Here is a 26,407-nt window from a genome sequence, read left to right as displayed (position 1 = left end):
TCTGGTTACCGCCCCTTGTCCTGGCCGCCGACGGCCGGCGTATCCGCGTAGTCCACCTCGAGGTTGCCGATCTCGGCCTTGACGGACTCATCGGTCTTCAACTGGTCGTTTCCGGCCTTTTCCAGCAGGTTCGAGAGCCTTCCGCAGCGCCCGCGCACCGCCTTGACATAGCGATCCCACGAGTCGTGGACTTCCTTCTGAGCCCGGGATGTCTGGCAGCCGCTCTCCGCGACAAAGCCCTTCTGCCCGTCCGTCAGCTTTCCGAGCGCCGTGGTGATGGGCCCGCTGAGCGAGCCGACGGCTTGGCCTGCCTTGGACCAGGCCGGCTTGTTCGACACCAGAGTGCCGGGTCCTCCGGGGTCCGGCGGCACATGGTTCAACTCCATGTGGGCGCCGTGCCTTTTGGCCGCTGCTGTTTTGAGCTGCTCCCACTCGTCCCACGCCATGCGTGTTTCCTCCCCCTTGTCCGCAGTACCGCAATGCGGTGATCGACTCGTACCGTAGCCGGAAGATCGCGGTACTGCATCGGCGTCAGTCTCCACGGCGACTGAGTATCCGTACCCATGTGTGTGACGAGCGTGGCTGCATTGTTTGTCGTGGCCTCAGAGCTGGTCGGTCGTGACCGGTGCGGAGGATTCCGACGTTCGCAGGGTGTGGGAACCGGCCGTGGATCGTGGACGACGACTTGTGGGTGCTGATCGAGCCGCTGCTGCCGCCCCTTGCCCGCGGAAGGCACCCGGCCGAAGGCCGGTGGACGACCGGCTGTGCCTACAGGGCATCTTGTACGTGCTCTACGGCGTCGTGAACTGGTAACGGCAGCCCCGTTGCTGAATGGCCGGCGATGGACACGAACATCCAGATCGGCCCGACCGGCGCGAAGTTGCCGCCTTTGACGGTCAAGAACGCGGGTCAGACGCCGGCTTCGAGTGGTCACTCACACTGACGTGAGTGAGGTACTCGATCGGGTGATTGAGGCGCTGGCGGGGGTGGAGCGAGGACGAGGCGGCCGCTGCGCTGGCTGCGGTCGGCGCCTCGGCCCCTCGCCCGTCGGCGCGGTCGGACGTCCCACGTTCATCAGCACGATCGGCAAGGCCGGCGAGAAGATATTCGGCGTGCCGGTCGCTGTGATCGCGACCGGGATCGACTTCTACTACACGCCCGAAGCGCCCAGGGCGCCGGGCGACACACATGTGGATGCCCCGGGCGAGCCGGGAAAGGTGAGGTACCGATGGCGCACTCTGCCGACCCACCCACGTCGGGGCGCCGCCGCCCAGACCTGCGGCACTGGCTGAAGCCCCAGAGTTCACCGTCCGTTGTCCTGGGCATCTGTATGTCTGTCGGTGGCCTCGTCGGTGGGGTGCGCTCCGCGATGGACGGGAATGGGAACTCGACGATCCTCGGCATCTTCGGCGTGGGCATCCTTGGCGTAGCGATCGTTGTGGGCTATTTCGTCAACCAGGCGGACCGCTGAGAGCGCCCGGCTGCAGCCCGCCCGATGGGTCATCGCTGGACCCGCCGGGCAGGCCCGAGCGGTGCACGTTCGAGTACGGGGCCGGACGTCAATGACCAAGTCTTCGACCATCCCGGGGCGGATCGCCGTTGAACCAACTCCATTGCTAGTGAGCGGTAGTTGACACTCCGTCCGCTGGAGTAGGAGCCTGGAAGACCACGCACGCGTAGGTAGTGACACCGGAGGGGAAGCCGGTGCCCTAAGTGCGTAGTCAGGAGACGCAGTCCATGCTTCCCCACAGCCCTGTGTTTTCGTGGGCTGTGGTCGTTGTCGTCCCAGCCATGGCATTGGTGATCATTTTCGCCTTGGCATTACGCGGCGCGGCCCCGGCAGATAGACCTGAGATCATCCGCGCGCTTGCGCAGCTTATCGCTGCATTTCGCGCCCGAGACAGCGATGATCAGAGCCCTTAGTAACGAGAGACCTGCCAGCGCCGGCCGCGCACCGAGCAGCGCGCTGCGAAAGCAGACGCACGCTTTCCAAGTCTGTTGGTGCCTCGCTGGGCCGCGTGCAGGGGCGTTCACCTGCGTTCATGGTCGGCTGGTCGCTGATGAGGGGATGGCTTGAGGCTCCCGCGTGAACGGCCGTGAACGGGGCTGAATGAGACGGAAACTGAGACGGTCCGTACGGCGGCATTGTCAGTGGCCTCGCCTAGTCTCCGGCCATGAGCATGATCGGTGAGTACTTGCGCGTGACGGCTGCTGAGCTTGACCGAGCGATCCAAGACCCCGACTGGGCGCTGGACTTCGTCGAAGAGGTCCAGGACGCCGAGGGGGAGACGGAGCCTGCGCCGGCCGAAGCGCGCCACTTCAGTCTCTTCTCGAGGGGGATCATGACACGTTCTCTAACGCGCGTCGAATCTTTGTGCTGTACCTCACGTGTCAACGGTTTAGGTGTTCCCCAGGGTTCTGATGGCTCGGGGGAAAAGGTTCAGCCAATCTCTGCTCAGCCGGTCTCTGCCCTATTCAGTGCGTTCAGCAGGGCTGCCCCGCGTTCGGCGTCATCGATACTGATGGCGAATTCCTTATCCTTGCCACGGGTGCGAATGACGAGGCATTCTCCACTCCGCAGCATGACTGTGGTACCGAGACCACTGAACCGGTAACCCCAGCCTCCGACCTGCGCGGGGGAGCGGTCCTCCGTGCGGGCCGAGTCGATGTCCGCGGCCGGCCACCGCCGGGCTGGCCAGCCCAGCGGTCCGAATGCCACCTCCAGGCCGCGCTCGGATGCACGTGCCTGCACCGTGGCGCAGCCCGCGAGCACGATGGACGCGAATGCGAAGGGGGCGAACAACGCCCACAGAGGCCCGGAAGCGGCCAGGCCGCTAATCAGGGCAATCAGTGCGGCCGCCGCCACTAGGCCCGTCGCCGCGGCCAGCAGTTGAAGCCACGGGTTGCTGGTGCGGGAGAGCCACACCAGGCGCTGCCCGCGAGGAACCTCCAGAGTCGGCCCGGAAGTGCTTGTCGGAGCCGCCGGGGGGGAAGTGCGGCTGCGCGTGTTCACGATCCACGCTACGACGGCTGCGGCAACCGCGGCCGTGGCGAGGGTCGCGGCAATCCATGGCGTGGGTTGGTGGACCTGGTGCCAGTCGGTGTGGCCGAGGTTCGCGCGGATGATGGACGCCTGCGCACCGCCCAGGAGGATGCCCCCGGAGAGCAGCACGGCGGCGGTCCACGCCCGCGCCGCGGAGCCTGCGGTGGTTCGCGACCGCCGCACTACCAGATGCGTGATTCCTGACAAACCCAGCCAAATGACGGTTGGAAAGAGGGATGCTGCCCAGAGGAGCATGGAACCATCGGCGGTGTCGCGCCCGAGGTCCCAATGCGTAGCCACTCGCTGTGGCAGTTGCCCACGGGCGACCCAGGGCAGAGCCGCGATCAAAGCGGCAGTGCCCACTGTCCAAACCCCGGCAGCCCAGCGTGCTCCGCGCTTGGACTTTGCGCCGTCGTTCACGATATCCCCCTGATCATCTCGATGAGATCGGTTCGGCTGTAGCCCAGACGCGCCGCCTCCGCCACCAGTGCCTGCACCTGGTCCAGTAGCCCGGACCGCTGGTCGGCGCCGTCTGCAACGGTCACGCCTCGGCCTCTGCGGAACTCGAGGAGTCCCTCGTCCCGAAGACTGCGCAGGCCCCGCAGAACGGTGTTGACGTTGACGTCGAACGCCAGGGAGAGGTCACGGGCCGACGGCAGGCGGTCCCCGGGCAGGCATTCACCGTCGGTGATGGTGCGCCGGATGGCGCTCGCAACCTGCTCGTGCAGGGGCCGGGTGTCTCGCTGGTCCAAACGCAGCAGCATGGTGCTACTGACGATAGCACCACTGGGTTGATGAGTCGGCAGCCCGGTCCTTCACCGGCATTGGCGGCACCAGGTCGGCTGCGGTGTCCATCAGCGGGCGCAGCCAGGCGGTCAGCCGGTCACGCAGGGCGTGCAGGGCGGGGATGTCACGGCGTGAGCGGAACTGCTCCACTCGCTCACCCGGCTTGCGCCGCTGCATGCGGACCACCACGGCCCGGTCCATGACCGTGTCCGGCAGGTCCCCGATGCCGGCGAGCGCGGCCATGGCAAAGGTGGGGAACGCCTGCGGCTTGTGCTCGGGGCCGGAGATGCGCAGGGCGGGCCGTTGCGCTGGTGGCCGGCGTTGAGCAGGCCGCGCAGCTCCTCGTTCTTCTCGGCGGCCTTGATGCTGCCGAAGATGGTGTCGGCCTCGTCCACCAGCAGGGTGGGCGGGTCGTCACCGATGGCGCGGAAGACGACCGCCGGGCTCGTGTTCACAGTGATCAGCGGCTCCCGCACGGTCTCCGTGATCACATCCAGCAGGCGGGACTTGCCACACCGCTTCGCCGGCCCGACCACCGCCAGACGCGTTGCGTGCTGCAGCGCGGGCTGGATGTGCGTGGCCGCCACCCGCAGCGTCACGGCGGTCAGCGCCTCACTGCTGGGCAGGATCACGTACCGCGCGATGGCTTCCCGCAGCTCGTCCAGCAGCTGCGCGCCTTCGCCGGCCTGCCCTGGCTCGTCGTCCTCGGCGGCGGCGGTGGGCCGGACGGGCAAGGCCCGGCCCACCGTGCCTCGACGAGGTGTCGAAGAAGATGCACAAGCGCCGCGCCAAGCAACTGGCCAAGGCGAAGGCCAAGCTGGAGAAGGCGGAGAGGAAGGCCCGCAAGGCCGCCGAGGAGGTAGCCGCCCTGGAGGGCGATGCCGCGTGATGTGTGGCTGATGCGTGCCGGGGAGCCGCAACCGAAGGGGCCGCCCCACCGTGCTGATGCGGTGGGGCGGCCCCTTGCGTCTCCCTCGGTTGAGGTCAGCCGCGCGGTCGGCGGCTCTCCTGCCGGGCTCGGTCGATCGCAGCAGCGGCCGCATCACCGGCCAGGCGCTCGATCTCCTCGGGTACCTCCCGCTCGTCGAGCACGAAGAGCCGGTCACCCACGAGACGGGTGGTGGTCTTCCAGCCGAGACGACGACCCGCTTCCCTGGCGGCATGCCGGACGTCCTTGAGGTCGCCCAGCTCTGCAAGATCGTCGCCGCTCAGGATCAGCTGCCCGTGGTAGCCCTGATACTCGGGCTTGAGCGCGGCCCGCATCAGCGATTCAAGCCAGTCGACCAGCTTCTCGTACCGGCGCCGGGCCAGCTCATCCTTGACGGGCATCCTGCACAGCTCCCCACCATCCGCGCGCACGGCATGTGTGCCATATGTGTGCTGCAAGCGCAGGAGCCCTCCCGTCCGCTGGACGGAAGGGCCCCTGACTTGGTGTTTCTCTGTGCCCCCGGCAGGATTCGAACCTGCGACACCCGCTTTAGGAGAGCGGTGCTCTATCCCCTGAGCTACGAAGGCAAGGCAGGGATGCGTGGGCAGAGGTCCCAGGCAGCCACGGGGTGCCCCACCGGGGTGGTGCACCGCGGACAGTCTAGCGGTTGCCGCAGGGGGACGACGGGTGTGGGCCGTTGCCGGGGCGGGTGCCGTCGTGTCGTGTCGCGTTGCTGGAGGGAGGGGTGGGCGGGGCCCCAGACTATCGTCTGGTTGACGATAAGGGGCGCTGCATGCCAAGCTGACGCAGCGTCGACGGCGGAGACCGTTCTCCTTTGGTCCTTCCCCGTACCGGACCGTCGCGGCTGGGACTTTCACCGCGCCGCCGACCGCGCCGCGCCGCACCGCCGTCCTCGTCCGTCCGGCCCGCCTCTCGCGGGCCGCCGCACCGTATGGAGGTCCCATGGCCCGCGCACGTATTCCGAACCCCAGCCTGGACGCGCGGGCGATGGACCGGGCCGCCGGGGTGCTGCTCGGGGCGGGCGTGGGGGACGCGTTGGGGGTGCCGTACGAGTTTCAGGCGACGCTGCGGGACGATCAGCAGCCGCGGATGATCGGGGGCGGCCTCGGGCCGTACGAGCCCGGCGAGTACTCCGATGACACTCAGATGCAGGTGTGCATCGCCGAGGTGGCGGCTACGGGAGCGGACCTGCGGGCACCCGAGGCTCTCGACGAGGTCGTGGTCAACTTCCAGCGGTGGCTGAGCGACGGCGCCAGCGATGTCGGTGCCCAGACCCGTGCCGTCCTGAGCGCCGCCGGACGTGCGGCCGCAGCCGCGGGTGCGGCGATGGCGGAGGCCGCTCGCGACTACGCCGCCGGCCGCGACCTCAGTGCCGGGAACGGTTCACTGATGCGTACCGGGGTCGTCGCGCTGGCTCATCTCGGTGACCCCGTCGCGATGGCCGAGGCCGCCGTCGCCGTCGGTGCGCTCACCCACCCGGACCCGGACTGCGCCGACGCCTGCGTGCTGTGGTGCTCCGGCATTCGCACCGCGGTGCTGGAGGGGACCTTCGACGGTGTGCGCGCCGGTCTTGATCTGATTCCCGTGGAGCGCCGGGGACTGTGGGCCGGGCGGCTGGACGAGGCGGAGGCCCACCCGCCGCACCACTTCTCCCACAACGGCTGGGTCGTCCACGCGCTCCAGGCCGCCTGGTCGGCGATCACCCGCACGCCCGTCCCCGAGTTGAGCCCGGCCGAGGGCAGCTTCCCCGCCCGGCACTTGCGCTTTGCCCTGGAGGCGGCGGTGCGGGCCGGGACGGACACCGACACGGTCGCGGCGATCGCGGGCGCCCTGCTCGGGGCGCGCTGGGGCTGCTCCGGCATCCCGCTGGAGTGGCAGCAGGCCGTGCACGGCTGGCCCGGCCTGACCGGGGCGGACCTCGTCCGGCTGGCGGTGCGCACTGCCCGGGGAGGGCACGACGACGGCGACGGCTGGCCCTCGGGAGCGCGGATGCCCGTCATGTCGGCCTCGCCGCGCGGTTTCGCCATTCCCCACCCGCACGACGCCGGGGTGGTGCTGGGCAATCTGGCCCTGGCCCAGGGCGCCGGGCCGGTCGACGTCGACGCCGTGGTGTCGCTGTGCCGCATGGGTACGGAGCCGGTCCTGGCCGGTGCCGGCGTCGAGCACGCGCGCGTCTGGCTGGTGGACAGGACAGGGGACAACGCCAATCTTCATTACGTCGTGGACCAGGCCGCCCGTGAGGTGCTGCGGCTGCGACGCGACGGCAAGCGGGTGCTGCTGCACTGCGCCGCCGGGCAAAACTGGCCTGGGTGCTCGACACCCTGGCTCGCGACCTGGTCGCGCAGATCGCCGACTCACCCAGCGGCAGCGAGTACATCCCGGGCTGGGACCCGCACTGGTGGGGGCGCTACCCCGGCTGGTGACCGGCCGTCCCCCCGGCTGGTGACCGGCCCTCCCCAGAGCGGTGGCGCGGGCCGGGAGGCGGGCGCCGACCGCGATGTCGACGCTCATGATGTGGCTCGTCGCCGCCCGTGCCGTGTACTGGATCTCCTCGCCCGACGGCGTCAGTACGGCGAGCGACGCCGACTCGTGGACGCGGGCCGCCAGGTCCTCCAGGTCCTCCAGGTGAGGCTGGGCGATCCGGGGAGAGAGGTGCGGGACAGGGGCGGGAAGCCCAGGGACAGGACCCGCGGGGTGAGGGTGTAGGCGCGGGTGTCCGGCGACTGCGTCACCAGGCCCAGGTGCTCGTAGGTGATCAGCGCCCGGCGGGCCGTCGCCCTCGCCAGGCCCGTCGCCTTCGCCACCTCCGTCAGCGTCAGCGCCGCCCTGTCCTCTCCGAAGGCCGTCAGCACCGTCAGACCCCGGGCCAGGGACTCGATGAACTCCCGGCCCAGTTGTTGTTTCGACGCGGCCGTCCACGTCGCCAGGCCCAAGGGTTGCGGTGCCGCTGCCGGGGGGCGGGGGTGGGATGTCGCGCAGGTCTCGTTCCATGGCGGCGACCGTCTGCCGCAACCGGGGGAGCAGCGTGGTGCGCAGGTCCTCCGCCGAGTGGCGGCTGGTGTGGCTCACCACGCTCGCCACGCACACGATCCGGCCCGTCGCCGGGTCCCGCACCGGGGCCGACACCGCCACCAGGCCCGGTTCGATCAGCTGGTCTTCCAGCGACCAGCCCTCCCGTCCCGCCAGCGCGGCGCGCCGCTCGAAGCCGTTTGGGCCGTCCGCTGCGGGCACCCGCGGTGGTACGGCCGGGAATCCCCTGTCCTCCGGGTCGGCCGAGCGCCGCTCGTGCCACCGCCGCCAGTCCTGGTCCGTCCATTCGGTGGCGAACAGCGGGCCCGGCGCGGTGCGTTCGGCCGGGAGCAGATCGCCGATGCGGAAACTCAGGGACAGCGCGCGGCGCCGGGTCGCCTGGCGGATGAAGCGGATGCCGTCGCGGTCGCCGACTGCCAGCGACACCGACTCGTCCAGCTCGTCGGCGAGGGCTTCGGCGCGCGCGTCGAGCAGGTCCGGCAGGCGCAGGGCGGCCAGGTAGGCGTTGCCCAGTTCCATCAGGCGGGGGGTGAGGACGACGTCGCGGCCGTCGAGGCGGACGTATCCCATGCAGGTGAGCGTCGCCGTGAGTCGGTCCACCGTGGAACGGGCGAGGCCGGTGGCCCGTTCCAGGCCGCTCGGGCTGAGCGTGCCGCCGGCCTCCGTCAGCCGCCGCAGTACCGTCACGCCCGTATCAGCGGCGTGACCGCCTCGGCGGGTGCGGCGGACCTCTCCGAGCCACGGGGGCCGGCGCATGCGGAGACGGCCGCGGAGGCGGATGCGGAGGCGGATGCGGAGGCCGAGGCGGCGGAGGCCTCGGTGTTGTGGGCTGCCCCGGCAGCCTCGTGGGCTTCCGTCGGGGTGTTCGGGGGCATCGCTTCCGTTCTCCGGTGCGGCGGTGGCAGCAGGCCCACGGTGGTCCGGTCGCAGCAGGTGTACGGGGTCCGTCGCAGTTGCTGTGCCGAATCCGGTCGCAGCTCTGGCCGGGGAATCCGGTCGGGGGAATCCGGTCGCGGTCCGAGTACGTCGCGGCCGGGCTGCGGAGTCCGGTCGGGTCGCGCGCGGTCGGGCACCGTGGTCGGGCACCACCGACCACGGGGGCCGCACGGGTCGGGAGTCTCGGCTCCGCGGGGCCTCACTGCCGGGTGACCCGTATCCGGTAGTTCCCCGCCAGGTCCGCCGCCGCCACGTCGATACGAATCTTCGCCTCGGGGTCCTTGAAGGTCTCGCCCGGGGCGAAGGGCGCGTCGGAGAGTTCCGTGTGGACGTTGGGGCTGCGGGTGCAGCCACCGGAGTTGCGGTGGGCGTCGTAGACCATGATCGGGCCGCGCCCGGTGTCGACGTCGGCGTCGACCTTGTAGATGAGGACGCCCGGGTGGCAGACCGCTTCGTCGTTGCCGGCGTGGGTGCGCAGTTCGAGGGCGTAGCCGGTGCGGGCGTCGAGGGGGACGAAGATCAGCTTGGGGCCGCCCGCGCGTTCCAGCGGGGTGAGGGCGTACTCGGCGGAGCCCCGCTTGGCGGCGCAGTTCACCTGGGAGGCGTCCAGCCAGCCCAGCTTCCACTTGTGCCAGCCGAGCAGGTCGTTGTTTGCCCCCCAGTCCTCGCTCATGATGTCCCAGTGGCCCACGGCGCCGCCGCCGTCCTGGGTGTACAGGTCGGGCAGGCCGAAGACGTGGCCGTTCTCGTGGGGCAGCACCCGGTAGCCGGTGCGGTCGTAGGAGCCCGAGCCGTCGTCCTGACGGGAGTAGACGAAGGAGGCGTTGGCCACCGGGACGCCGTCGGCGACCGGGGCATCCTCGTTGCCGGCGAAGGTGACGGACAGGACGGTGTCCAGGGCGGAGGGGCCCGCGTTCGGGGTCATCAGCACGTTGAGCAGGTCGTAGTCCCGGAAGTTCACCTTGGGGTCGGCCGCCGCCACGATGTCCTGGACCAGCTTTCGGTAGCCGGGGTCGAACGGGGCGCCGCGCTCTATGCCGTACTCCTTGAACGGCTTGGGCATGCGCAGCCAGTCGGGGATCGGGGTTTCGGGGCGGTAGTCGAGGCGGCCGTAGGAGGCGGTGCGGAACCACTGCTGGGTCTGGGGGAAGAACTCGTGGAAGCGGTCCATCGCACTGCCCTGGCCGGTCGCGTCGGAGAAGTCGATCATCAGGGTCAGGGCGTGCACGGTGCCGGTGGAGCGGGCATAGCCGCCGGAGGTGGGGACGCCCTCCGACATCTGTACGGCCGGAGTGCCGCTGATCAAGCAGGGGTTGAGGGCGGGGGAGCGGGCCAGGGAGGCCGAGCCGGCTCCGGTCGCCGTGGCGCCCGCCGGGAGATGCCCGGTTCCGGCGGAGGTGCTCACCGCCAGGGTCAGCGCGGTGACGGAGGCGAGGGCGGCCGCACGGCGCTTTCGTATGCGGTGTATCCGGCCTATACGGCGTATCCGGCGTATCTCCCGCATCCGGCGTATCTGCTGTATCTGCTGTATCTGGCGTATCCGGCGACAGGGCGGCTGCGCTCGCATGCGTGACCCTTTCGCTCCAGGCAGCCGCCGGTTTCAGGCTGCACCCTTTCGATCACCCTGTGTCGTGGGGGCGAGGGGCGCGCGCTGGAGCGGTCCGGTCGTGGGACACGCCGTCCTGTGGGGGTGATGGCCGAGGCCCGGATGGGCGTGACTCAGGTCACATGAAATCTCCTCGGGGGCGGGAAATAACCGGGGACCTCTTCCCCGTTTAGCCCTGTGTCCGAGCGAAACGGGGAACCCCTCCCCGGATCGCCGTAACACCCGTCAAGGACCGACCAGAGGAGTACGCCGTGCAGGCCGCGACGATCGCGAACCCCGTGCAGCGCAAGGCGGCCAGGCCGCGCGCCGATGCCCTGCGCAACCGGGAGCGGATCGTCACCGCCGCCCGGGAGATGTTCGTCGAGCACGGCCCCGAGGTGCCGCTCGACGAGATCGCCCGGCGGGCTGGAGTCGGCAACGCCACGCTGTACCGCAACTTCCCCGACCGCGACGCCCTCGTCCGCGAGGTCGTCTGCTCCGTCATGGACCGTACGGCGCAGGCGGCCGGCCAGGCGCTCGCGGAGACCGGGGACGCCTTCGAGGCGCTGGAGCGCTTCGTGCACACCGCCGCCGACGAGCGGATCAGCGCGCTGTGCCCGATGGTCGCCAGCACCTTCGACCAGCACCACCCCGACCTGGAGGCCGCACGCGAACGGTGCGAGCACCTCGTCGAGGAGATCATGCAACGCGCCATGGCGGCCGGGCAGTTGCGCCCCGACGTGGGCGTCGGTGACCTGATGGTCGCCGTGGCCCAGCTCAGCCGGCCCCCGGCCGGCACCGGCTGCCTCAGCCTCGACCGCTTCGTACACCGTCATCTGCAGCTGTTCCTGGACGGACTGCGGGCCCCGGCCCGCTCCTTCCTGCCGGGCGCGGCCGCGACCATGGAGGACCTCCGCCAGGCCTGACCGACCAGCACGCCGATCAATAACCAGGACCGATCAGTAACCAGGACCGCACAGTCAACAGGTCCGGGCAGTCAACAGGTCCGGGCAGTCACCAGGACCGCACAGTCAGCAGGGCCGGGCAGTCACCCAGGACCGAATGGTCAGCAGTACCGATCAGTTCGGGGCCGTACTCCGGTCACCACTCCCGACCGAAGCCTCCGGCCGTCCATGAGGGCGGGCCGCCACCTCTCGTCACTCTTTTTTCCGTCACGAAGTCCCGAAGTGGGTACCTCCATGTCTGAAACAGCTCGAAGCGCCCCCGGCGTTCTCGACAAGGCCCCCGACAACAACCGCTGGAAGGCGCTCGTCTTCATCGCGCTCGCCCAGCTGATGGTCGTCCTGGACGCGACCATCGTGAACATCGCCCTGCCCTCCGCCCAGCAGGACCTGGGTATCTCCGACGGCAACCGGCAGTGGGTCGTCACGGCCTACGCCCTCGCCTTCGGCGGACTCCTCCTCTTCGGTGGCCGTATCGCCGACCTGTGGGGCCGCAAGCGGGCCTTCGTGACCGGACTGACCGGCTTCGCCGCGGCCTCCGCGCTCGGCGGGGCGGCCACCACCGGCGCGATGATGTTCGGCGCCCGCGCGCTGCAGGGCGCCTTCGGCGCGCTGCTCGCGCCCGCCGCACTCTCCCTGCTCGCCGTGATGTTCACCGATGCCAAGGAGCGTGCCAAGGCGTTCGGCATCTACGGCGCGATCGCCGGTGGCGGCGGTGCCGTCGGCCTGATCCTCGGCGGCTTCCTCACCGAGTACCTGGACTGGCGCTGGACGTTCTTCGTGAACATCCCGTTCGCCGTGGCCGCCGCGCTCGGCGCCTACTTCGTCATCCGCGAGCCGGAGGGCGGCCGCAACCGCTCGCCGCTCGACATCCCGGGCGTGGTCCTGTCCACCCTCGGCCTGGTCGCCCTGGTGTACGGCTTCACCCGTGCCGCGTCCGACGGCTGGAGCGACACCGTGACCGTCTCCATGTTCGTCGTGTCCGCGGCCGCGCTCCTCGCCTTCGTGCTGGTCGAGTCGAGGGTCAAGGCCCCGCTGCTGCCGCTGCGCGTGGTCACCGAACGCAACCGCGGCGGGATCTACCTCTCCCTCGGCCTGGCGATCATCGCGATGTTCGGCCTGTTCCTCTTCCTGACCTACTACCTGCAGGTCGTGAAGGGCTACTCACCGGTCAAGACCGGTTTCGCCTTCCTCCCGATGATCGCGGGCATGATCACCGGCTCCACGCAGATCGGCACCCGGCTGATGACCCGCGTCGCGCCCCGGCTGCTGATGGGCCCCGGCTTCCTGGTCGCCGCGCTCGGCATGCTTCTGCTGACCCAGCTGGAGATCGGCTCCTCGTACGCCGTCCTGCTGCTGCCCGCGATGCTGCTGCTCGGCCTCGGCATGGGTACGGCGTTCATGCCGGCCATGTCCCTGGCCACGCAGGGTGTCGAGCCGCGGGACGCCGGTGTGGCCTCCGCGATGGTCAACACCTCCCAGCAGGTGGGCGGCGCCATCGGCACGGCCCTGCTGAACACCATCGCCGCCTCCGCGACGACCGCGTACATCAAGGACCACATCGCCTCCGCCACCTCCGGGCCGCAGCAGCAGCTGGTCCAGCTGCAGGGCATGGTGCACGGTTACACCAACGCCATCTGGTTCGCCGTCGGCATCCTGGTCGTGGCCGCCACGATCGCGCTGACCTTCGTCAACGCCGGCCGGCCGGGCACCACCACGGTGACCGGCTCCGGTTCCGGGGCCGCCTCCGGCGAGGAGGTCGAGGACGAGGTGGCGGTGCCGGTCATCGCTCACTGAGCGGTACGTCGGAGCTCCGCGACGTGGCCCGGCCCCGGCCCCGGCCCCTTACCTGGGCGACGTGCCTCAGGCGTCGTACGTCGGGGTCGTGCCCGAGCGGCGTGCCTCAGGCGTCGTAGCTGAGGCTCGTGCCCGAGCGACGTGCCTCAGGTTCGTGGCCCGGCGTCGTACTCAGCGGAGCCAGGGCAGGTCCGCACCCGCTTCGTTCGGCTGGAGTCCCTCGGCGACGATCTGCATGATCTCGCCGAGGGACTTCTGCTGTTCGGGGGTGAGCCGGTCGAACAGCGCCTGCCGTACGGCGGCCACATGGCCGGGCGCGGTGCGCCGCAGCACCTCGCGGCCCTCGTCCGTCAGCACCGCGAACTGGCCCCGCTTGTCGGAGGGGCAGTCCTCGCGGCGCACCCAGCCGTTCTTCTCCAGGCGGGCGACGGCGTGGGAGAGCCGGGACCGGGTGATCTTGGCGTCCATGGCCAGCTCGGTCATGCGCAGCCGGCGGCGCGGTGCCTCGGCGAGCTGGACGAGGAGGCCGTAGTAGATGTGCGGCATGCCCGCGTCGCGCTGCAGCTGCCGGTCGAGGTGGTCCTCGAGGAGAGTGGTGGCGTGCCGAAAGGACCGCCAGACGAGCTGCTCCTCGGCGGTGAGCCAGCGGTGGGCCCCGGTGGGGCCGGAACCGGATGCGGGTGCCGTGTTCATACGCCCACTCTACGAGACCTCTTCTTGAATGTTAAACAAAGCAGGCGTACTCTCGAGAGGGTAAAGCTTTAATTTTCAAGCATTAAGTCATCGAGCAGGAGCCGCCGCCATGTCCGCCAACGTCCAGGAGCGCATGCCCGCCCTCTACCTCAGCCACGGTGCCCCGCCGCTCGCGGACGACCCGGTCTGGCCCGGCCAGCTCGCCGCCTGGTCCGCCGGCCTGCCCCGGCCCAGGGCGATCCTGATGGTCTCCGCCCACTGGGAGGAGGCGCCGCTCGCCCTCGGCGCCGTCGGGACCGTCCCGCTGGTCCACGACTTCTGGGGCTTCCCCAAGCACTACTACCAGGTACGGTACGCCGCTCCGGGCGCGCCCGAACTCGCCGAGAGCGTACGCAGGTTGCTGCGCGCCCCTGGCGTGCCGGTGCAGGACGTCCCGGACCGCGGCCTCGACCACGGCGCCTACGTCCCGCTCGTCGAGATGTTCCCCGCGGCCGACATCCCCGTACTGCAGGTCTCCATGCCGACCCTCGACCCGGTCAGGCTGATGGACATCGGCCGCAGACTGGCGCCACTGCGCGACGAGGGCGTGCTGATCGTCGGCTCCGGCTTCTTCACCCACAACCTCGCCGCACTGCGCCATGCCGGGAGCGGGGTGCCGAGCTGGTCGTCCGAGTTCGACGACTGGGGGCGGCGCGCCCTGGAGGCCCGCGACTGGGACGCCCTGCTGGACTTCCTCGGCAAGGCGCCGGCCGGGCGGTACGCCCACCCGCGCACCGAGCACTTCGCCCCGCTGTTCGTGACCATGGGTGCGGCGGAGGCCGGCGGCGAGCTGGACACCCAGAGGTCCGTGATCGACGGCTTCTGGATGGGGCTGGCGAAGCGGTCGGTGCAGTTCGGCTGAAACATGTGCGCGCGGGCCGCGTACAACCAGGGTGTGGAGAGTCTGGGAATCTCCTGAGAGTCCGGGTTTGCGGCAACCTTCCGCCGGTACGAGCCGTCAATGAGGGTGGGAGGGCGATCGAGGGGCGCGCTCTCCCGCGGCAGGGCCTGCCGCACCGGTGTGACGGGCGTCTCGAGTGCGGGGTGATGGATGAAGTCCGTGGGGGTTTCCGGGCGTCTTCACTCCTGCCCTGACCTGCGACTCCGTACCGGTCGGCTGGCGTGTGGCGCGCTACGGCGGCACAGGGTACTGCATGATCAGAAAATTGGGGGGCGGGTTGGGAATTCTGTCCGGATTCCAGTCGTTGTTTCCATCGGATGCGGGGCACCCGAGGAGAGTTCCGAGGAGTCCGAACAGGGTGCCGAGCGTCCCAAGGATCACCCGCTGACACACCATCGCAAGGGAGCACGCATGGCAACCCGTGCCGTCGCCCGTCGTCAGTCCGCCAACGGCGAGACGGTCGACGCGGCAAGCAGTGTTCGCGCCCATGGCGGCGAGATCGCCGATCGCGACCTGGTCGGCATGTACCTCGACGAGATCGCGCGCACACCGCTGCTCGACGCCGCCAAGGAGGTCGAGCTGTCCCAGGTCATCGAGGCGGGTGTGTTCGCGCAGCAGATCCTCGACGGGTACGAGGAGTCCCAGGCGGACGCCACCCGCGAGGAGCTCGAGACCCTGGTCGCCCAGGGCGAGCGGGCCAAGGACGTCTTCATCCGTTCAAACCTGCGCCTGGTCGTCGCGGTCGCCCGCCGCTACCCGCGCAGCGGCCTGCCGCTGCTCGACCTGATCCAGGAGGGCAACGCCGGCCTGGTCCGCGCGGTGGAGAAGTTCGACTACCGCAAGGGCTTCAAGTTCTCGACGTACGCCACCTGGTGGATACGCCAGGCGATCACCCGCTCGATCGCGGACCAGTCCCGTACGATCCGGCTGCCCGTCCACCTGGTGGAGGAGCTGGGCCGCATCCGCCGCGTCCAGCGCGAGTTCAACCGGGAGAACGGCCGTGACCCGGAGCCCCTGGAGATCGCGACGGAGCTCGGCTCGACCCCCGAGCGCGTCTCGGACGTCCTCGACTGGGCCCGCGACCCGGTCTCGCTGAACATGTCGGTGGACGACGAGGGCGAGACCCAGTTCGGCGACCTCCTGGAGGACACCTCCGCGGTGTCGCCCGAGCAGTCGGTGCTGACACTGCTGCGCAGCGAGGAGCTCGACGACCTGATCGGCCGGCTCGACCAGCGCACTGCCTCCATCATCAAGATGCGGTACGGCATCGAGGACGGCCGGGAGCGCACGCTGACCGAGGTCGGCAAGGAGCACGGCCTGACGCGCGAGCGCATCCGCCAGATCGAGAAGCACGCGCTGCTGGAGCTGAAGAAGCTGGCCCGCGACACGGGCTTCGACGCGGCGGCCTGACACACGGCCGACTTGCGCGGCCGACTTGCGCGGCCGACATGTGCGGCCGACTTGCGCGGCCGACATGTGCGGCCCACGTGCCCGGGCGACGTGCCCGGCCGGCGAGCGCGGTGGTCCCGAGGGGACGAAGGGGGTGGCGGCATGACTGCCGTGCAGGGGGTGGGTGGTATGGGCGCGCGAGGGCGTTCGTCCCTCGCCGACCGCGTACGCCCGGTGGCCAGAGGCCGCGCAAACATGGCTGTGTACCGCCGCTTCAACCGACGGGGCCCTGGGAACAACCTTTCAGGGCCCGGGAGTTCGATTCCGCGGCCGACCCCGTGTCGGCTCCGCCGGACCGTCCTCACGTCCTGAGATTCTGAGCCAAGTCCCGACGCACCACCCCCCCGGCGCCGGGACTTTCCCCGAGCCGGGCTTCGGCGCCACTCCCCCCGGGTGCCGGAGCCCGGCTCCTTTTCTGCCCCAGGGCGCGCCGAAGAGGCGGGGCACCCCGGACCTGAACCCCGGGGTGGCCCGCCCAGATGGCAGATTGTGCCACACAGGCATAGCCTGCCGACGTGACCAGCTCCACCCCCGCTCCCCGCAAGGCCTCCTCGCTGACCGAACGCCGCAAGGCCGCCACCCGGATGGAGATCGCCCGAGCGGCGGCCGGCCTCTTCGTGACCCAGGGCCTGCGGGCCACCCGTGCCGAGGACATCGCCCAGGCCGCCGGTATCGCCCCGCGCACCTTCTACCGCTACTTCGCCACCAAGGAGGAGGCCGTGGCCCCGCTCTACGCGGAGGGCGCGCAGCGGTGGACGGATGCGGTCCGCGAGGCCCCTGCCGGTCTGCCCGTCATCCCGGCCCTGGCCCACGCGGTGCGCCACACCTTCATCCCCAGCGCCGGTGTCTCGGCGGCCTCCTGGCAGTGGGCGCGCACCCTCATCCGGCTGGCCGGCACCGACCCGGCGGTGCGCAAGGTGTGGGCCGAGGAGTGCCAGGCGGCGGAACGGACCCTGGCGGAGGTGCTCGCGGCCCGGACGGCGCCGCGGACCGGCGACGACAACGTTGCCCCCACCGCCGCCGTCTCCGCCGGCACTGTCGCCACCACCGTCACCACCGCCATCTCCCCGGAACTCCGCTTCGCCGCTGCCGTCGCGAGTGCCGCCGTACGCGTGGCCGTGGAGGCCTGGGCGATCGGAGAGGCCCGGGCGGAGGGCCCCGAGGGCCCGGTCGCACTGGCCCTGCGCAACCTCGCGACGCTGCGGGACTTCACCTGGGAGACGGGCGGGGTCTGAGCGGCCGCCGGGACCGCTGGGGCCGGGGCGCCGGGGTCGCCGCGGACACCGGGGTCACCGGGGCCTGGGGCCGCCAGGGTCGCCAGGGCCCCGGGTCTGGGGTTGCCGGGGGTGCTGCCGGACCTGGCCCGGGCCGGTTCGACTGCCGTAGCCGCCCGGAGTGCCGGAACCGACCGGGACTCCCGGTCTCGCGGGAGTCCCAGGGCCGCGAGGGCCGCGAGGACAGCGAGGGCCGCGAGGGGCCGCAAAGGCTGCAGCACCGCGAGGACCGCAAGGCCCGCGAGGACAGCGAGGGCGGCCGGGGTCGCCGCGGACACCAGGGCCACCGGACGCCGGGGCCGGAGGTCGCTGGGGTCGCCGGGCCTGGCCGGGCCGGCGGGACTGCCGAAGCCGCCAGGATTGCCGATGCCGCCAGGATTGCCGATGCCGCCCAGGATTGCCGACGCCGCCAGGATTGCCGGGAGGCCTGACTGGCGCTCCCGGACTGCCCAGTCGCCTGCCCGCCGGGCCTGGTGCCGTGCCGGGCGTCGCGAGCCGGTGAACCTTTCCGGTCGCAGCACTAGCTGGGACTCCTGGGGCTCATGGGGCCCCTGGAGTTCTCGGGACTCCCAGGACTCCCCGGATTCCCAGGACTCCCGGAGCCTCCGGCAGTGGCGGAGCGGGTCAGTCGAGCGCCCAACTCCCGTGCGCAGTCGGCCAGTTCTGCCGGTTGCTGCACCGTGAACTCGCACCCCAGCATTGCCAGCCGCACCGCGAGCCAGTCCACCCTGTCGCCGGTGGTGGCCCGGAGCCGGCATCCGCCCTCGGCCAGCGGTTCCGGCGCGCCGAGCCAGGCGGGCAGGCGGTCCGCGACGACCTCGGCCGGCTCGGTGAAGGTCACGGTGAAGGTGTACGTCTCCTGCCGCCGGTACATCGACTGCCGCAGATACTCCGCCGCGCTCCCGGTGGGCAGCTCCCGTGGGGCGAACCGCGCCCCGGTCGCGAACGGTTCGCTCACCCGGTCGACCCGGAACGTCCGCCAGTCCGCGCGGTCGAGGTCGTACGCCACGAGGTACCAGCGCCGCCCGGTCGACACCAGACGGTACGGCTCGGTCACCCGCCGGGTCGCGGTGCCGTCCCCGGCGCGGTAGGCGAACCGCAGCCTTTCCCGACCCGCCACCGCGGAGGCCATCACCGTCAGCGTCTCGGGCGCGACGCTCGCCCCGTCCCCACTGGTCAGCGGCGTCGTCGCGGCCTGGAGTGTGGCCACGCGGTGGCGCAGCCGGGCCGGCAGCACCTGCTCCAGCTTCGCCAGCGCCCGCACCGACGCCTCGTCCACGCCCTCGATCGCATGCCCGGCCCCGGCCCGCAGCCCGACCGCGATCGCCACCGCCTCCTCGTCGTCGAGCACCAGTGGCGGCATCGCCTTGCCCGCGACCAGCCGGTATCCGCCGTCGGCGCCCTTGGTCGCCTGGACCGGATAGCCCAGTTCGCGCAGCCGGTCGATGTCCCGCCGCACTGTGCGGCGGGAGACCGCGAGCCGCTCGGCGAGCTCGGCGCCGGGCCATTCCCGGGGCGTCTGGAGCAGGGAGAGGAGCTGAAGGAGCCGGGCCGGAGTGTCCGTCGTCATGAATCCGAGAATGCCGCAGAAGTAGGACACGATCCGACCTAATGCGGCCTTAGCTTGCAGTCATGACCTCCACCGAAACCCCCGTCGAGGCCGCCGAGGCCATCGAAGGCGTCGAACCCGTCGACGGCTCAGCAGCGCAGGTGGCCGACCGCCGCCGCTGGTTCGCACTGGCGATCGTCATGACCGCGGCCTTCATGGACCTCGTCGACGTCACGATCGTCAACATCGCGATCCCCTCCATCCAGCGGGACGCCGGCGCGTCCTTCAGCCAGATACAGTGGATCACCGCCGGTTACGCCCTCGCGTTCGCGGCCGGCCTGATCACCGGCGGCCGGCTCGGCGACATCCACGGCCGCAAGCGGCTGTTCCTCGTCGGCGTCGGCGGCTTCACGCTCGCCTCCGCGCTGTGCGGCTTCGCCGCGAACCCCGAGATGCTGGTCGCCTCCCGCATTCTGCAGGGCGGCATGGCGGCGATGATGGTCCCGCAGGTGCTGTCGATCGTGCACGCCACCTTCCCGGCGCACGAACGCGGCAAGGTCTTCGGCCTGTTCGGCGCGATCGTCGGCCTGGGCGCGGTGTCCGGCCCGCTGCTCGGCGCGCTGCTCACCGAGTGGAACCTGTTCGGGCTTGAGTGGCGGCCGATCTTCCTGATCAACCTGCCGGTCGGCGTCGCGGCCCTCCTCCTCGGCAGCCGTTTCATCAGCGAGTCCAGGGCCCCGCGGGCGCTGAAACTGGACCTCGTGGGCGTCGCCCTGGTCACGCTGGGCCTGCTGATGCTGCTCTACCCGCTGACCCGCGGCCGCGAGCTGGGCTGGCCGCTGTGGGGGTATGTGTCGATGGCGGGCGCGCTGGTGGTCTTCGCCGCGCTGGTGGCGTACGAGCGGCGCAAGGCGGCACGGGACGGCTCCCCGCTGATCGAGCTGTCGCTGTTCCGGGTGAAGAGCTTCGCGGCGGGCATCGCCGTACAGACGGTTTTCGGTGTGGCGCTCGGCGTCTTCTTCCTGGTCTGGACGCTGTACATGCAGATCGGTCTGGGCTGGAGCCCGCTGCGGGCGGGGCTGACGGGTGTGCCGTTCTCGATCGCGGTGTCGACGGCGGCGGGGATGTCCGTGCAGAAACTCGTGCCCCGGTTCGGCCGCAAGGTGCTCCAGGCGGGCGCGCTGACCATGGCCGTCGGGGTCCTGCTCTACATCTGGGAGTCCGAGCGGTACGGCCTGCGCATCGCCTCGTGGCAGATGGCGCTCCCGCTGGTCGTGATGGGCGTGGGCATGGGCCTGATCGTGGCCCCGCTGACCGACGCGGTGCTGTCGGAGGTGCCGCGCGAGCACGCCGGCTCGGCATCCGGGCTGATCAACACCGTGCAGCAGATGGGCAACGCGCTGGGGCTCGGCCTGGTGTCGGTGGTGTTCTTCGGGGTGATCGGTGACCGGCTGACCCCGGCCCAGGTGGGCCCGGCCTTCGTCGGCGCCTTCCAGCACGCGCTGGTGTGGGTGGCCGCGGTGATGGGCGTCATCTTCGTCCTGATGTCCGCCCTGCCGGGGCGCCCGGCGCAGCATGTGGAGGGCGCGCAGGAGCAGGCGCCGGTGGGGGAGGGGGAGCGCGAACTGGTGCTCTGATCCGGCGAGTTGACGGCCCGGCACCCATGGGGGTGCCGGGCCGTCGCCGTACGCGTACCCGCTCCCACCGGCACCACCCCTTCGGCATGGCGGCCTTCACGGACAGCGGAAGTCCGTTCATGCCCGATTCAGGCCCGAACCTGTTTACTTTATGGAAATCCAGGCGTAGCCTCCGAAGTGAAACCACAAGTTCGGGCATCGGTCGGAGGCTGACGGACATGTACGCAGCGGAGCGACAGCAGGAGATCCTCCGGCTCGCCCGTGACGGCGGCCGGGTGGACGTCGTGTCGCTCGCCGAGGAGTTCCAGGTGACGGCGGAGACGATCCGCCGTGACCTGAAGGCCCTCGACCGGGCCGGTCTGCTGCGCCGGGTGCACGGCGGCGCCATCCCGGCCGGCCGCCTCGACTTCGAGCCCGACCTCACCGAGCGCGAGTCGACGGCGGCCGACGAGAAGGACCGCATCGCCAAGGCGGCCCTCGCCGAGCTGCCCACCGAGGGCACACTGATCCTCGACGCCGGTACGACGGTGGCCCGGATGGCCGCCGCCCTGCCCCTGGAGGCCGAGCTCACCGTCGTCACGCACAGCCTGCCCATCGCGGCCCGCCTCGCGGACCACCCCGGCCTGCAGCTCCACCTCGTCGGCGGACGCGTACGGCACCGTACGCGCGCCGCCGTGGACGCCTGGGCGCTGCGGGCCTACGGCGAGATCCGCGCCGACGTGCTGTTCGTCGCCGCCAACGGCTTCTCCGCCGAGCACGGTCTGACCACCCCCGACCTCGCCGAGGCCGCGGTGAAGCGCGCGGCGATCGCCGCCGCCCGCCGCGTGGTGCTGCTCGCCGACTCCACCAAGCACGGCCAGGAGCACTTCGCCCGCTTCGGTGACCTGGGCGACGTGGACCTGCTGATCACCGACAGCGGGTTGAGCCCCGAAGACGCCGCCGCCATCGAGCGCGGCGGCACGGAAGTGGTGCGCGCATGATCGTCACCGTCACCCCCAACCCGTCCCTGGACCGCACCTACGAGGTGCCCTCCCTCGTGCGTGGCGAGGTCATCCGGGCCAGCGGCGAGCGCATGGACCCGGGCGGCAAGGGCGTGAACGTCTCGCGTGCCGTCGCCGCCGCCGGGCGGCTCACGGTCGCCGTACTGCCTCTCGGCGGTGCGCCGGGCGCGCTCATCGCCGACCTGCTCGCCGCGCAGGGAATCGAGGTCGCGCCGGTCCCGGTCGCCGGGGCCACCCGCTCGAACATCGCGCTTGCGGAGGCCGACGGCGTCCTGACGAAGGTCAACGCGCCCGGTCCCGAACTGTCCGCACACGAGCAGGAGTTGCTGCTGGAGACCGTGCGGCGGCAGTCGCGCGGCGCGGACTGGATCGCCTGCTGCGGCAGCCTGCCGCGCGGGCTCGACCCCTCCTGGTACGCCGAGCTGGTCACGCGGGCGCACGCCGCCGGGGTCCGGATCGCACTGGACACCTCCGGTCCGGCGTTGCTGGAGGCGCTGCGCGAGGGTCCGGACGTGGTCAAGCCCAACGCCGAGGAGCTCGCCGAGGCCGTCGGGCGCCCGCTGACGACGGTGGGCGACGCGGTCAAGGCGGCCGAGGAACTGCGCGGGCTGGGTGCGCGCGCGGTGCTCGCGAGCCTGGGTGCCGACGGCCAGTTGCTGGTGGAGGGCGCGGGCGCCTGGTTCGGCAGCGCGCACGTCGACGTCGTCCGCAGCAACGTCGGGGCCGGCGACTCCTCCCTGGCCGGCTTCCTGATCGCCGGCGGCACCGGCCCCGGCGCCCTGGCGTCCGCCGTCGCCCACGGTGCGGCCGCCGTCCGGCTGCCGGGCAGCGTGATGCCCACACCCGGCGACCTGGACCCGGCGGCGGTGACGGTCACGGCGGACGTGCCGGTGGACCGCCCACTGACGGAGTCGGTGTCATGAACACCCGGGTGAAGTGGCGTACGGCGTGGGCCCCGGCGAAGTGGCGTACGGCGTGGGCCCCGGTGAAGTGGCGTACGGCGTGGGCCCGGGCGAGGTGCCGTACGACGGCCCCGGCCATTCGGGCGTGGCGGGGCTGCTCCCCCTTACTCGCCACCGCCCCCGAAGCCCCCGCAGCCGCCGCACCCCCCGCACCCCCCGCTTTCCCGCACGGCACCCCCGTCCCCACCCCCGCCCATCCCACTGCCCGGGCGATACGCGTGCTAAGGAGCCCGCGATGAGCGACATGATCACCGCGGACCTGGTCGATCTCGACCTGTCCGCCGACACCAAGGAGGCGGCGGCGCGCGCCCTCGCCGAGCGCATGGTGGCCCAGGGCCGGGTGACCGACCTGGAGGGCTTCCTCGCCGACGTGGCCGCCCGGGAGGCGCAGATGCCGACCGGCCTCGACGGCGGCATCGGCATACCGCACTGCCGCAGCGCCCACGTCACCGAGCCGACGCTCGCCTTCGGGCGCAGCGCCGCCGGGATCGACTTCGGTGCCGCGGACGGCCCCGCCGACCTGATCTTTCTGATCGCCGCGCCGGCCGGCGCCGACGACGCCCATCTGACGATCCTGTCGTCGCTGGCCCGGCAGCTGATGAACGCCGAGTTCACCTCCGCCCTGCGGTCGGTGGACGACACGGCGGCCGCCGCCGCGCTCATCCGCGGCGAAGAAACCCCGGCGGCCGAGGAAGTCCAGGGCGCTTCCGCGGGTGGCCAGGGCACCACCGCAGGTGCGCAGGACGCGTCCGGGAGCGGCCCAGGCGCCACCGCAGGTGCCCAGGGCGCTTCCGCGGGTGTCTCCGAGGACTCCGCCGCGACGCCGGTGGCGGCCTCCGCCGGCGCCGCGGCGGGCAGCACGGCCCCGGTGCCGGGCGCGACCGTCGCGGACGGGTCCGCCCCGGCGCCGGGTGCCACGGACGGAGCCGGTGGCGCGGGCGAACGTCCGTTCCGGATCGTCGCCGTCACCTCCTGCCCCACCGGCATCGCACACACCTACATGGCGGCGGAGTCACTGGAGAACGCCGGTCGCGAGGCCGGTGCCGAGGTGGTCGTCGAGACACAGGGCTCGGCCGGCTTCACCCGGCTCGACCCGGCCGTGATCGCGGCGGCGGACGGTGTGATCTTCGCCCATGACGTCCCCGTACGGGACAAGGACCGCTTCGCCGGGAAGCCCACCGTCGACGTCGGCGTCAAGGCGGGCATCAACCGGCCCGGTGAATTGATCACCGAGGTACGGGGGAAGGCTGCCCGCGGCGAGGTGACCGCGGCCGCGGCGGCCGGCGGGACCCCGGTCGAGCGGACCGGCGAGGCGGGCGAGGGCTACGGCACCAAACTGCGCAAGTGGCTGATGTCAGGCGTCAGTTACATGGTCCCGTTCGTCGCGGCCGGCGGTCTGCTGATCGCCCTGGGCTTCGCGATCGGCGGCTACAAGATCAACAAGGCGCCGTCGGTGATGGACCACTTCATCTGGACCCAGGCCGACAGCTGGGCGGCCCTGCTGTTCCAGATCGGCGCCGTGGCCTTCGGCTTCCTCGTCCCGGTCCTGGCCGGCTACATCGCCTACGGCATGGCGGACCGTCCCGGTCTCGTCCCCGGCTTCGTCGGCGGCGCGATCTCGCTGACCATCAACGCGGGCTTCCTCGGGGGCCTGGCGGCCGGTCTGATCGCCGGCGGTGTGGTGCTGGCCATCCAGAAGGTGCACATCCCGCAGGCGTTGCGCGGGATCATGCCGGTGGTGGTGATCCCGCTGATCTCCTCGGCGGTGGTCGGGTTCCTGATGTTCGTGGTCATCGGAAAGCCCATCGCCTCCGCGCAGAAGGCGATGACCGGCTGGCTGAACGGCCTGACCGGCACCAACGCCGTCCTGCTCGGTGCCCTGCTCGGCCTGATGATGTGCTTCGACCTCGGCGGTCCGGTCAACAAGGTCGCCTACACCTTCGCCACCGCCGGCATCGCGGTCTCCGACCCGAGCGGCTCCGCGATGAAGATCATGGCCGCGGTCATGGCGGCGGGCATGGTGCCGCCGCTGGCGATGGCCCTGGCCACGACCGTGCGCGGCCGGCTCTTCACCCAGACCGAGCGGGAGAACGGCAAGGCCGCCTGGGTCCTTGGCGCCTCCTTCATCTCCGAGGGCGCGATCCCGTTCGCGGCGGCCGACCCGCTGCGCGTGATCCCGTCTGCGATGGTGGGCGGCGCGATCACCGGCGCCCTGTCGATGGCCTTCGGTGCCACGCTGCGCGCCCCGCACGGCGGTATCTTCGTGGTCCCGCTGATCGGCAACCCCTTCCTCTACCTGATCGCCATCGCGGCGGGCGTGGGCGTCACCACGGCCCTGGTGGTCGCCCTCAAGACGCTGCGCAGGCCGGCGCCGGGCGCGGTGGCCGAGGGGGCGGGCGAGGGTGCGCAGGCCGCCCCGGCGGACCGCAAGCAGCCGGTGGCAGCGTGAGCTGCTCCTAGTCCCTTTGGCATGCTGTGAGTTGTTCATGGCACATGCGAGATACGTCACGGTCCGGGGCTGAGGCCCCGGACCGTGGTGTCTACTGGAGGGCATGCCTCAGCACGTCTCGACCCTGATGTGGATCGGTGTGGCCGTCCCCGCCGCCCTGACCATCGCCTGCGTGATCGGCCTGGCACGCATCAGACGCGGCATCCGCCTCGAGACCGCTCTACGGCCTTCCCCGGCCCCGAGCCTGCCGGCCCTTCCGCCCCAGCCCGAGTCCGGCCCCCACCGGGAGTTCGTCGAGCTGACCCCGGCCGAGCGGGACGCGTTCGCGGGCCTGATGCGACAGCTCGGCGACGGGCACTGAGCCCGCATCCCTCACGGCACCTGTCCCGCCCGCCCTACGCGGCTCCGCGTGGACCTGCGCCGCCCTGCGCTGCCCACGGCGCTTGCGCTGCCCACGGCGCCTGCGTTGTCTATGGCGCCTGCGCCGCCCGGCGCTCCATCGCGTCCCGGGCCGCGTCCTCCGTCGCGTACACCTCGCACATGTGGCGCCCGTCCGGGGTCGCGGTGTGCTCGACCTCCCAGAGGGAGATCTCCACGCCGTCGCTCAGCAGGAAGGCGTGCTCGTAGAGCGAGAAGCACAGCCCGGCGCGGCCCGCGCGGCAGGGGCGGCCGAAGGCCTGGGTGATCTGGTGGCCGGACGCCGTCGCCAGCCGGGACGCGACCTCCCTGCCGGGCCGGTCCGTGTTCTCCGCCCGACGCAGCAGACGGCGGGCGTGGTCGGCCGAGTCCTCGGGGGTGTACGCGTGCCGCGACTCGGGGACCGGTGAGAGCTGGACCAGTACCGGCAGCTCGAAGTCCGGCGCGTCCTGCGGGAGCGGCAGCCGGGCGGTGGCGATGCGCAGCTCCTCCTCGTCCACGTACACCTCGTGCTGGGCCTCGCTGCCCGGCGCGGTGTTGTGCACGAGTTCCCAGAGGGTGAGCGCCGAGCCGTCGGCGAGCAGCCAGGTGTGCCGATAGGTCTCGCGGTGCAGCCCGGCGCTGTGGTGCGCGGAGTACAGCGAACCGTCGTAGGCCAGCGCGCAGTCCAGCCGCCGTATCGTCTCGTCGGGCAGCTCGAAGGAGTTCAGGGCACGGCCCAGGAGTCGCGCGAGGTGCTCCTCCGGAGACTCGGGCGACTCGCGTGGTTCGTACGCTGTCGTCTCGTACGGAACGCTCAAGGCTTCTCCCGGCGTTGCTGCATGTCACCTTGTGGGTGCATACCGTAGCCCCTTGGTCGGACATCATGTCCGGGAACCGGGAAAACGTATGCCGGGAAAACGGCCGGGCCGCGCGAGAAGTTCCCGCGCGGCCCGTCGAACCGTCAAA

General features: G+C 71.3%; 19 protein-coding genes, 1 tRNA gene and 4 pseudogenes. 13 read left to right on the top strand and 11 right to left on the bottom strand.

The window, feature by feature from the left end; translation table 11 throughout:
• Nucleotides 1-5: 5 nt before the first annotated feature.
• Nucleotides 6-446, bottom strand: coding sequence for a hypothetical protein (locus ACH4UM_RS35190; protein ID WP_398188559.1), 441 nt, complete (start codon nt 444-446; stop codon nt 6-8).
• Nucleotides 447-1,228: 782 nt separating this feature from the next.
• Here ACH4UM_RS35190 and ACH4UM_RS35185 point away from each other — a divergent pair.
• Entirely contained in the window at nt 1,229-1,471 is a 243-nt protein-coding gene (locus ACH4UM_RS35185; protein WP_398188556.1) for a hypothetical protein, read from the top strand.
• 703 nt (nt 1,472-2,174) lie between these two features.
• Nucleotides 2,175-2,285 (top strand): annotated as a pseudogene (locus ACH4UM_RS35180) (DUF1877 family protein); the annotation flags it as partial.
• A 170-nt stretch (nt 2,286-2,455) separates the two neighbouring features.
• Here ACH4UM_RS35180 and ACH4UM_RS35175 read toward each other — a convergent pair.
• The 5 genes and pseudogenes from ACH4UM_RS35175 to ACH4UM_RS35155 form a co-directional block, all read right to left on the bottom strand.
• Complete coding sequence (locus ACH4UM_RS35175) at nt 2,456-3,172, bottom strand: DUF1648 domain-containing protein (RefSeq protein ID WP_398188697.1); 717 nt, start codon at nt 3,170-3,172, stop codon at nt 2,456-2,458.
• A gap of 287 nt (nt 3,173-3,459) precedes the next feature.
• Nucleotides 3,460-3,807, bottom strand: a complete 348-nt coding sequence (locus ACH4UM_RS35170) for a GntR family transcriptional regulator (protein ID WP_398188553.1) — start codon at nt 3,805-3,807, stop codon at nt 3,460-3,462.
• A gap of 31 nt (nt 3,808-3,838) precedes the next feature.
• Nucleotides 3,839-4,563 (bottom strand): annotated as a pseudogene (locus tag ACH4UM_RS35165) (DUF3631 domain-containing protein); the annotation flags it as partial.
• Nucleotides 4,564-4,813: 250 nt separating this feature from the next.
• Nucleotides 4,814-5,158, bottom strand: a complete 345-nt coding sequence (locus ACH4UM_RS35160; protein WP_398188551.1) for a hypothetical protein — start codon at nt 5,156-5,158, stop codon at nt 4,814-4,816.
• Between the two features lie 113 nt (nt 5,159-5,271).
• Nucleotides 5,272-5,344: transfer RNA gene (locus ACH4UM_RS35155), tRNA-Arg, on the bottom strand.
• Nucleotides 5,345-5,720: 376 nt separating this feature from the next.
• On the opposite strand from ACH4UM_RS35155, the pseudogene ACH4UM_RS35150 reads away from it, so the two are divergent.
• Nucleotides 5,721-6,587 (top strand): annotated as a pseudogene (locus ACH4UM_RS35150) (ADP-ribosylglycohydrolase family protein); the annotation flags it as partial.
• Between the two features lie 642 nt (nt 6,588-7,229).
• Here ACH4UM_RS35150 and ACH4UM_RS35145 read toward each other — a convergent pair.
• Nucleotides 7,230-8,506, bottom strand: a pseudogene (locus tag ACH4UM_RS35145) (helix-turn-helix domain-containing protein); the annotation flags it as partial.
• Between the two features lie 437 nt (nt 8,507-8,943).
• Complete coding sequence (locus tag ACH4UM_RS35140) at nt 8,944-10,248, bottom strand: M6 family metalloprotease domain-containing protein (RefSeq protein ID WP_398188548.1); 1,305 nt, start codon at nt 10,246-10,248, stop codon at nt 8,944-8,946.
• 353 nt (nt 10,249-10,601) lie between these two features.
• Here ACH4UM_RS35140 and ACH4UM_RS35135 point away from each other — a divergent pair, with 353 nt between their 5' ends.
• Nucleotides 10,602-11,255 (top strand): TetR/AcrR family transcriptional regulator, encoded by a 654-nt coding sequence (locus ACH4UM_RS35135; protein ID WP_398188546.1) that lies wholly within the window; start codon nt 10,602-10,604, stop codon nt 11,253-11,255.
• A gap of 273 nt (nt 11,256-11,528) precedes the next feature.
• The gene (locus ACH4UM_RS35130; RefSeq protein ID WP_398188543.1) at nt 11,529-13,088 is read left to right on the top strand and encodes an MFS transporter; all 1,560 of its coding nucleotides are present in this window, start codon (nt 11,529-11,531) and stop codon (nt 13,086-13,088) included.
• A gap of 171 nt (nt 13,089-13,259) precedes the next feature.
• Here the strand turns inward: ACH4UM_RS35130 and ACH4UM_RS35125 are convergent, their stop codons facing one another.
• Nucleotides 13,260-13,781, bottom strand: a complete 522-nt coding sequence (locus tag ACH4UM_RS35125) for a MarR family winged helix-turn-helix transcriptional regulator (protein ID WP_398188539.1) — start codon at nt 13,779-13,781, stop codon at nt 13,260-13,262.
• Nucleotides 13,782-13,890: 109 nt separating this feature from the next.
• Here ACH4UM_RS35125 and ACH4UM_RS35120 point away from each other — a divergent pair, with 109 nt between their 5' ends.
• The 3 genes from ACH4UM_RS35120 to ACH4UM_RS35110 all read left to right on the top strand — a co-directional run bounded on the left by ACH4UM_RS35120 (nt 13,891) and on the right by ACH4UM_RS35110 (nt 17,405).
• Nucleotides 13,891-14,682 (top strand): dioxygenase, encoded by a 792-nt coding sequence (locus ACH4UM_RS35120; protein ID WP_398188537.1) that lies wholly within the window; start codon nt 13,891-13,893, stop codon nt 14,680-14,682.
• Nucleotides 14,683-15,132: 450 nt separating this feature from the next.
• On the top strand, nt 15,133-16,131 hold the full coding sequence (locus ACH4UM_RS35115; RefSeq protein WP_398188535.1) for an RNA polymerase sigma factor RpoD/SigA: 999 nt from the start codon (nt 15,133-15,135) through the stop codon (nt 16,129-16,131).
• Between the two features lie 554 nt (nt 16,132-16,685).
• Nucleotides 16,686-17,405 (top strand): TetR/AcrR family transcriptional regulator, encoded by a 720-nt coding sequence (locus ACH4UM_RS35110; protein WP_398188532.1) that lies wholly within the window; start codon nt 16,686-16,688, stop codon nt 17,403-17,405.
• 559 nt (nt 17,406-17,964) lie between these two features.
• On the opposite strand, the gene ACH4UM_RS35105 is transcribed toward ACH4UM_RS35110, so the two are convergent.
• Complete coding sequence (locus ACH4UM_RS35105; RefSeq protein WP_398188529.1) at nt 17,965-19,014, bottom strand: helix-turn-helix transcriptional regulator; 1,050 nt, start codon at nt 19,012-19,014, stop codon at nt 17,965-17,967.
• Between the two features lie 62 nt (nt 19,015-19,076).
• On the opposite strand from ACH4UM_RS35105, the gene ACH4UM_RS35100 reads away from it, so the two are divergent.
• The 5 genes from ACH4UM_RS35100 (at nt 19,077) to ACH4UM_RS35080 (ending at nt 25,403) form a co-directional block, all read left to right on the top strand.
• Nucleotides 19,077-20,630 carry an MFS transporter gene (locus tag ACH4UM_RS35100; protein WP_398188526.1) on the top strand — a complete coding sequence of 518 codons (1,554 nt, stop codon included), beginning with the start codon at nt 19,077-19,079 and terminating at the stop codon, nt 20,628-20,630.
• 218 nt (nt 20,631-20,848) lie between these two features.
• Entirely contained in the window at nt 20,849-21,610 is a 762-nt protein-coding gene (locus ACH4UM_RS35095) for a DeoR/GlpR family DNA-binding transcription regulator (RefSeq protein WP_398188523.1), read from the top strand.
• Nucleotides 21,607-22,554, top strand: a complete 948-nt coding sequence (gene pfkB, locus ACH4UM_RS35090; protein ID WP_398188520.1) for a 1-phosphofructokinase — start codon at nt 21,607-21,609, stop codon at nt 22,552-22,554. Before ACH4UM_RS35095 ends, pfkB begins: the two co-directional genes overlap by 4 nt.
• 274 nt (nt 22,555-22,828) lie before the next feature.
• Complete coding sequence (locus ACH4UM_RS35085; RefSeq protein WP_398188517.1) at nt 22,829-25,042, top strand: fructose-specific PTS transporter subunit EIIC; 2,214 nt, start codon at nt 22,829-22,831, stop codon at nt 25,040-25,042.
• 103 nt (nt 25,043-25,145) lie between these two features.
• Complete coding sequence (locus ACH4UM_RS35080) at nt 25,146-25,403, top strand: hypothetical protein (RefSeq protein ID WP_398188515.1); 258 nt, start codon at nt 25,146-25,148, stop codon at nt 25,401-25,403.
• A 109-nt stretch (nt 25,404-25,512) separates the two neighbouring features.
• On the opposite strand, the gene ACH4UM_RS35075 is transcribed toward ACH4UM_RS35080, so the two are convergent.
• A complete protein-coding gene (locus ACH4UM_RS35075) occupies nt 25,513-26,259 on the bottom strand; it encodes a DUF6227 family protein (RefSeq protein WP_398188512.1) in 747 nt (248 codons plus the stop codon).
• Between the last annotated feature and the right edge of the window lie 148 nt (nt 26,260-26,407).

The organism is Streptomyces sp. NPDC020801 (assembly GCF_044334385.1).
Classification (GTDB): Bacteria; Actinomycetota; Actinomycetes; order Streptomycetales; family Streptomycetaceae; genus Streptomyces.
The sequence above is the reverse complement of the archived record's forward strand: the minus strand, read 5'-3'. Positions and strand labels throughout refer to the sequence as shown.

Bases quoted from the DNA above. Each gene is read 5' to 3' on its own strand.
- ACH4UM_RS35095 (WP_398188523.1), top strand. From the start codon at position 20,849: ATGTACGCAGCGGAGCGACAGCAGGAGATCCTCCGGCTCGCCCGTGAC.
- ACH4UM_RS35125 (WP_398188539.1), bottom strand. From the start codon at position 13,781: ATGAACACGGCACCCGCATCCGGTTCCGGCCCCACCGGGGCCCACCGC.
- ACH4UM_RS35105 (WP_398188529.1), bottom strand. From the start codon at position 19,014: ATGACGACGGACACTCCGGCCCGGCTCCTTCAGCTCCTCTCCCTGCTC.
- ACH4UM_RS35120 (WP_398188537.1), top strand. From the start codon at position 13,891: ATGTCCGCCAACGTCCAGGAGCGCATGCCCGCCCTCTACCTCAGCCAC.
- pfkB (WP_398188520.1), top strand. From the start codon at position 21,607: ATGATCGTCACCGTCACCCCCAACCCGTCCCTGGACCGCACCTACGAG.
- ACH4UM_RS35190 (WP_398188559.1), bottom strand. From the start codon at position 446: ATGGCGTGGGACGAGTGGGAGCAGCTCAAAACAGCAGCGGCCAAAAGG.
- ACH4UM_RS35185 (WP_398188556.1), top strand. From the start codon at position 1,229: ATGGCGCACTCTGCCGACCCACCCACGTCGGGGCGCCGCCGCCCAGAC.
- ACH4UM_RS35115 (WP_398188535.1), top strand. From the start codon at position 15,133: ATGGCAACCCGTGCCGTCGCCCGTCGTCAGTCCGCCAACGGCGAGACG.
- ACH4UM_RS35130 (WP_398188543.1), top strand. From the start codon at position 11,529: ATGTCTGAAACAGCTCGAAGCGCCCCCGGCGTTCTCGACAAGGCCCCC.
- ACH4UM_RS35140 (WP_398188548.1), bottom strand. From the start codon at position 10,248: ATGCGGGAGATACGCCGGATACGCCGTATAGGCCGGATACACCGCATA.
- ACH4UM_RS35100 (WP_398188526.1), top strand. From the start codon at position 19,077: ATGACCTCCACCGAAACCCCCGTCGAGGCCGCCGAGGCCATCGAAGGC.
- ACH4UM_RS35170 (WP_398188553.1), bottom strand. From the start codon at position 3,807: ATGCTGCTGCGTTTGGACCAGCGAGACACCCGGCCCCTGCACGAGCAG.
- ACH4UM_RS35160 (WP_398188551.1), bottom strand. From the start codon at position 5,158: ATGCCCGTCAAGGATGAGCTGGCCCGGCGCCGGTACGAGAAGCTGGTC.
- ACH4UM_RS35080 (WP_398188515.1), top strand. From the start codon at position 25,146: ATGCCTCAGCACGTCTCGACCCTGATGTGGATCGGTGTGGCCGTCCCC.
- ACH4UM_RS35085 (WP_398188517.1), top strand. From the start codon at position 22,829: ATGAGCGACATGATCACCGCGGACCTGGTCGATCTCGACCTGTCCGCC.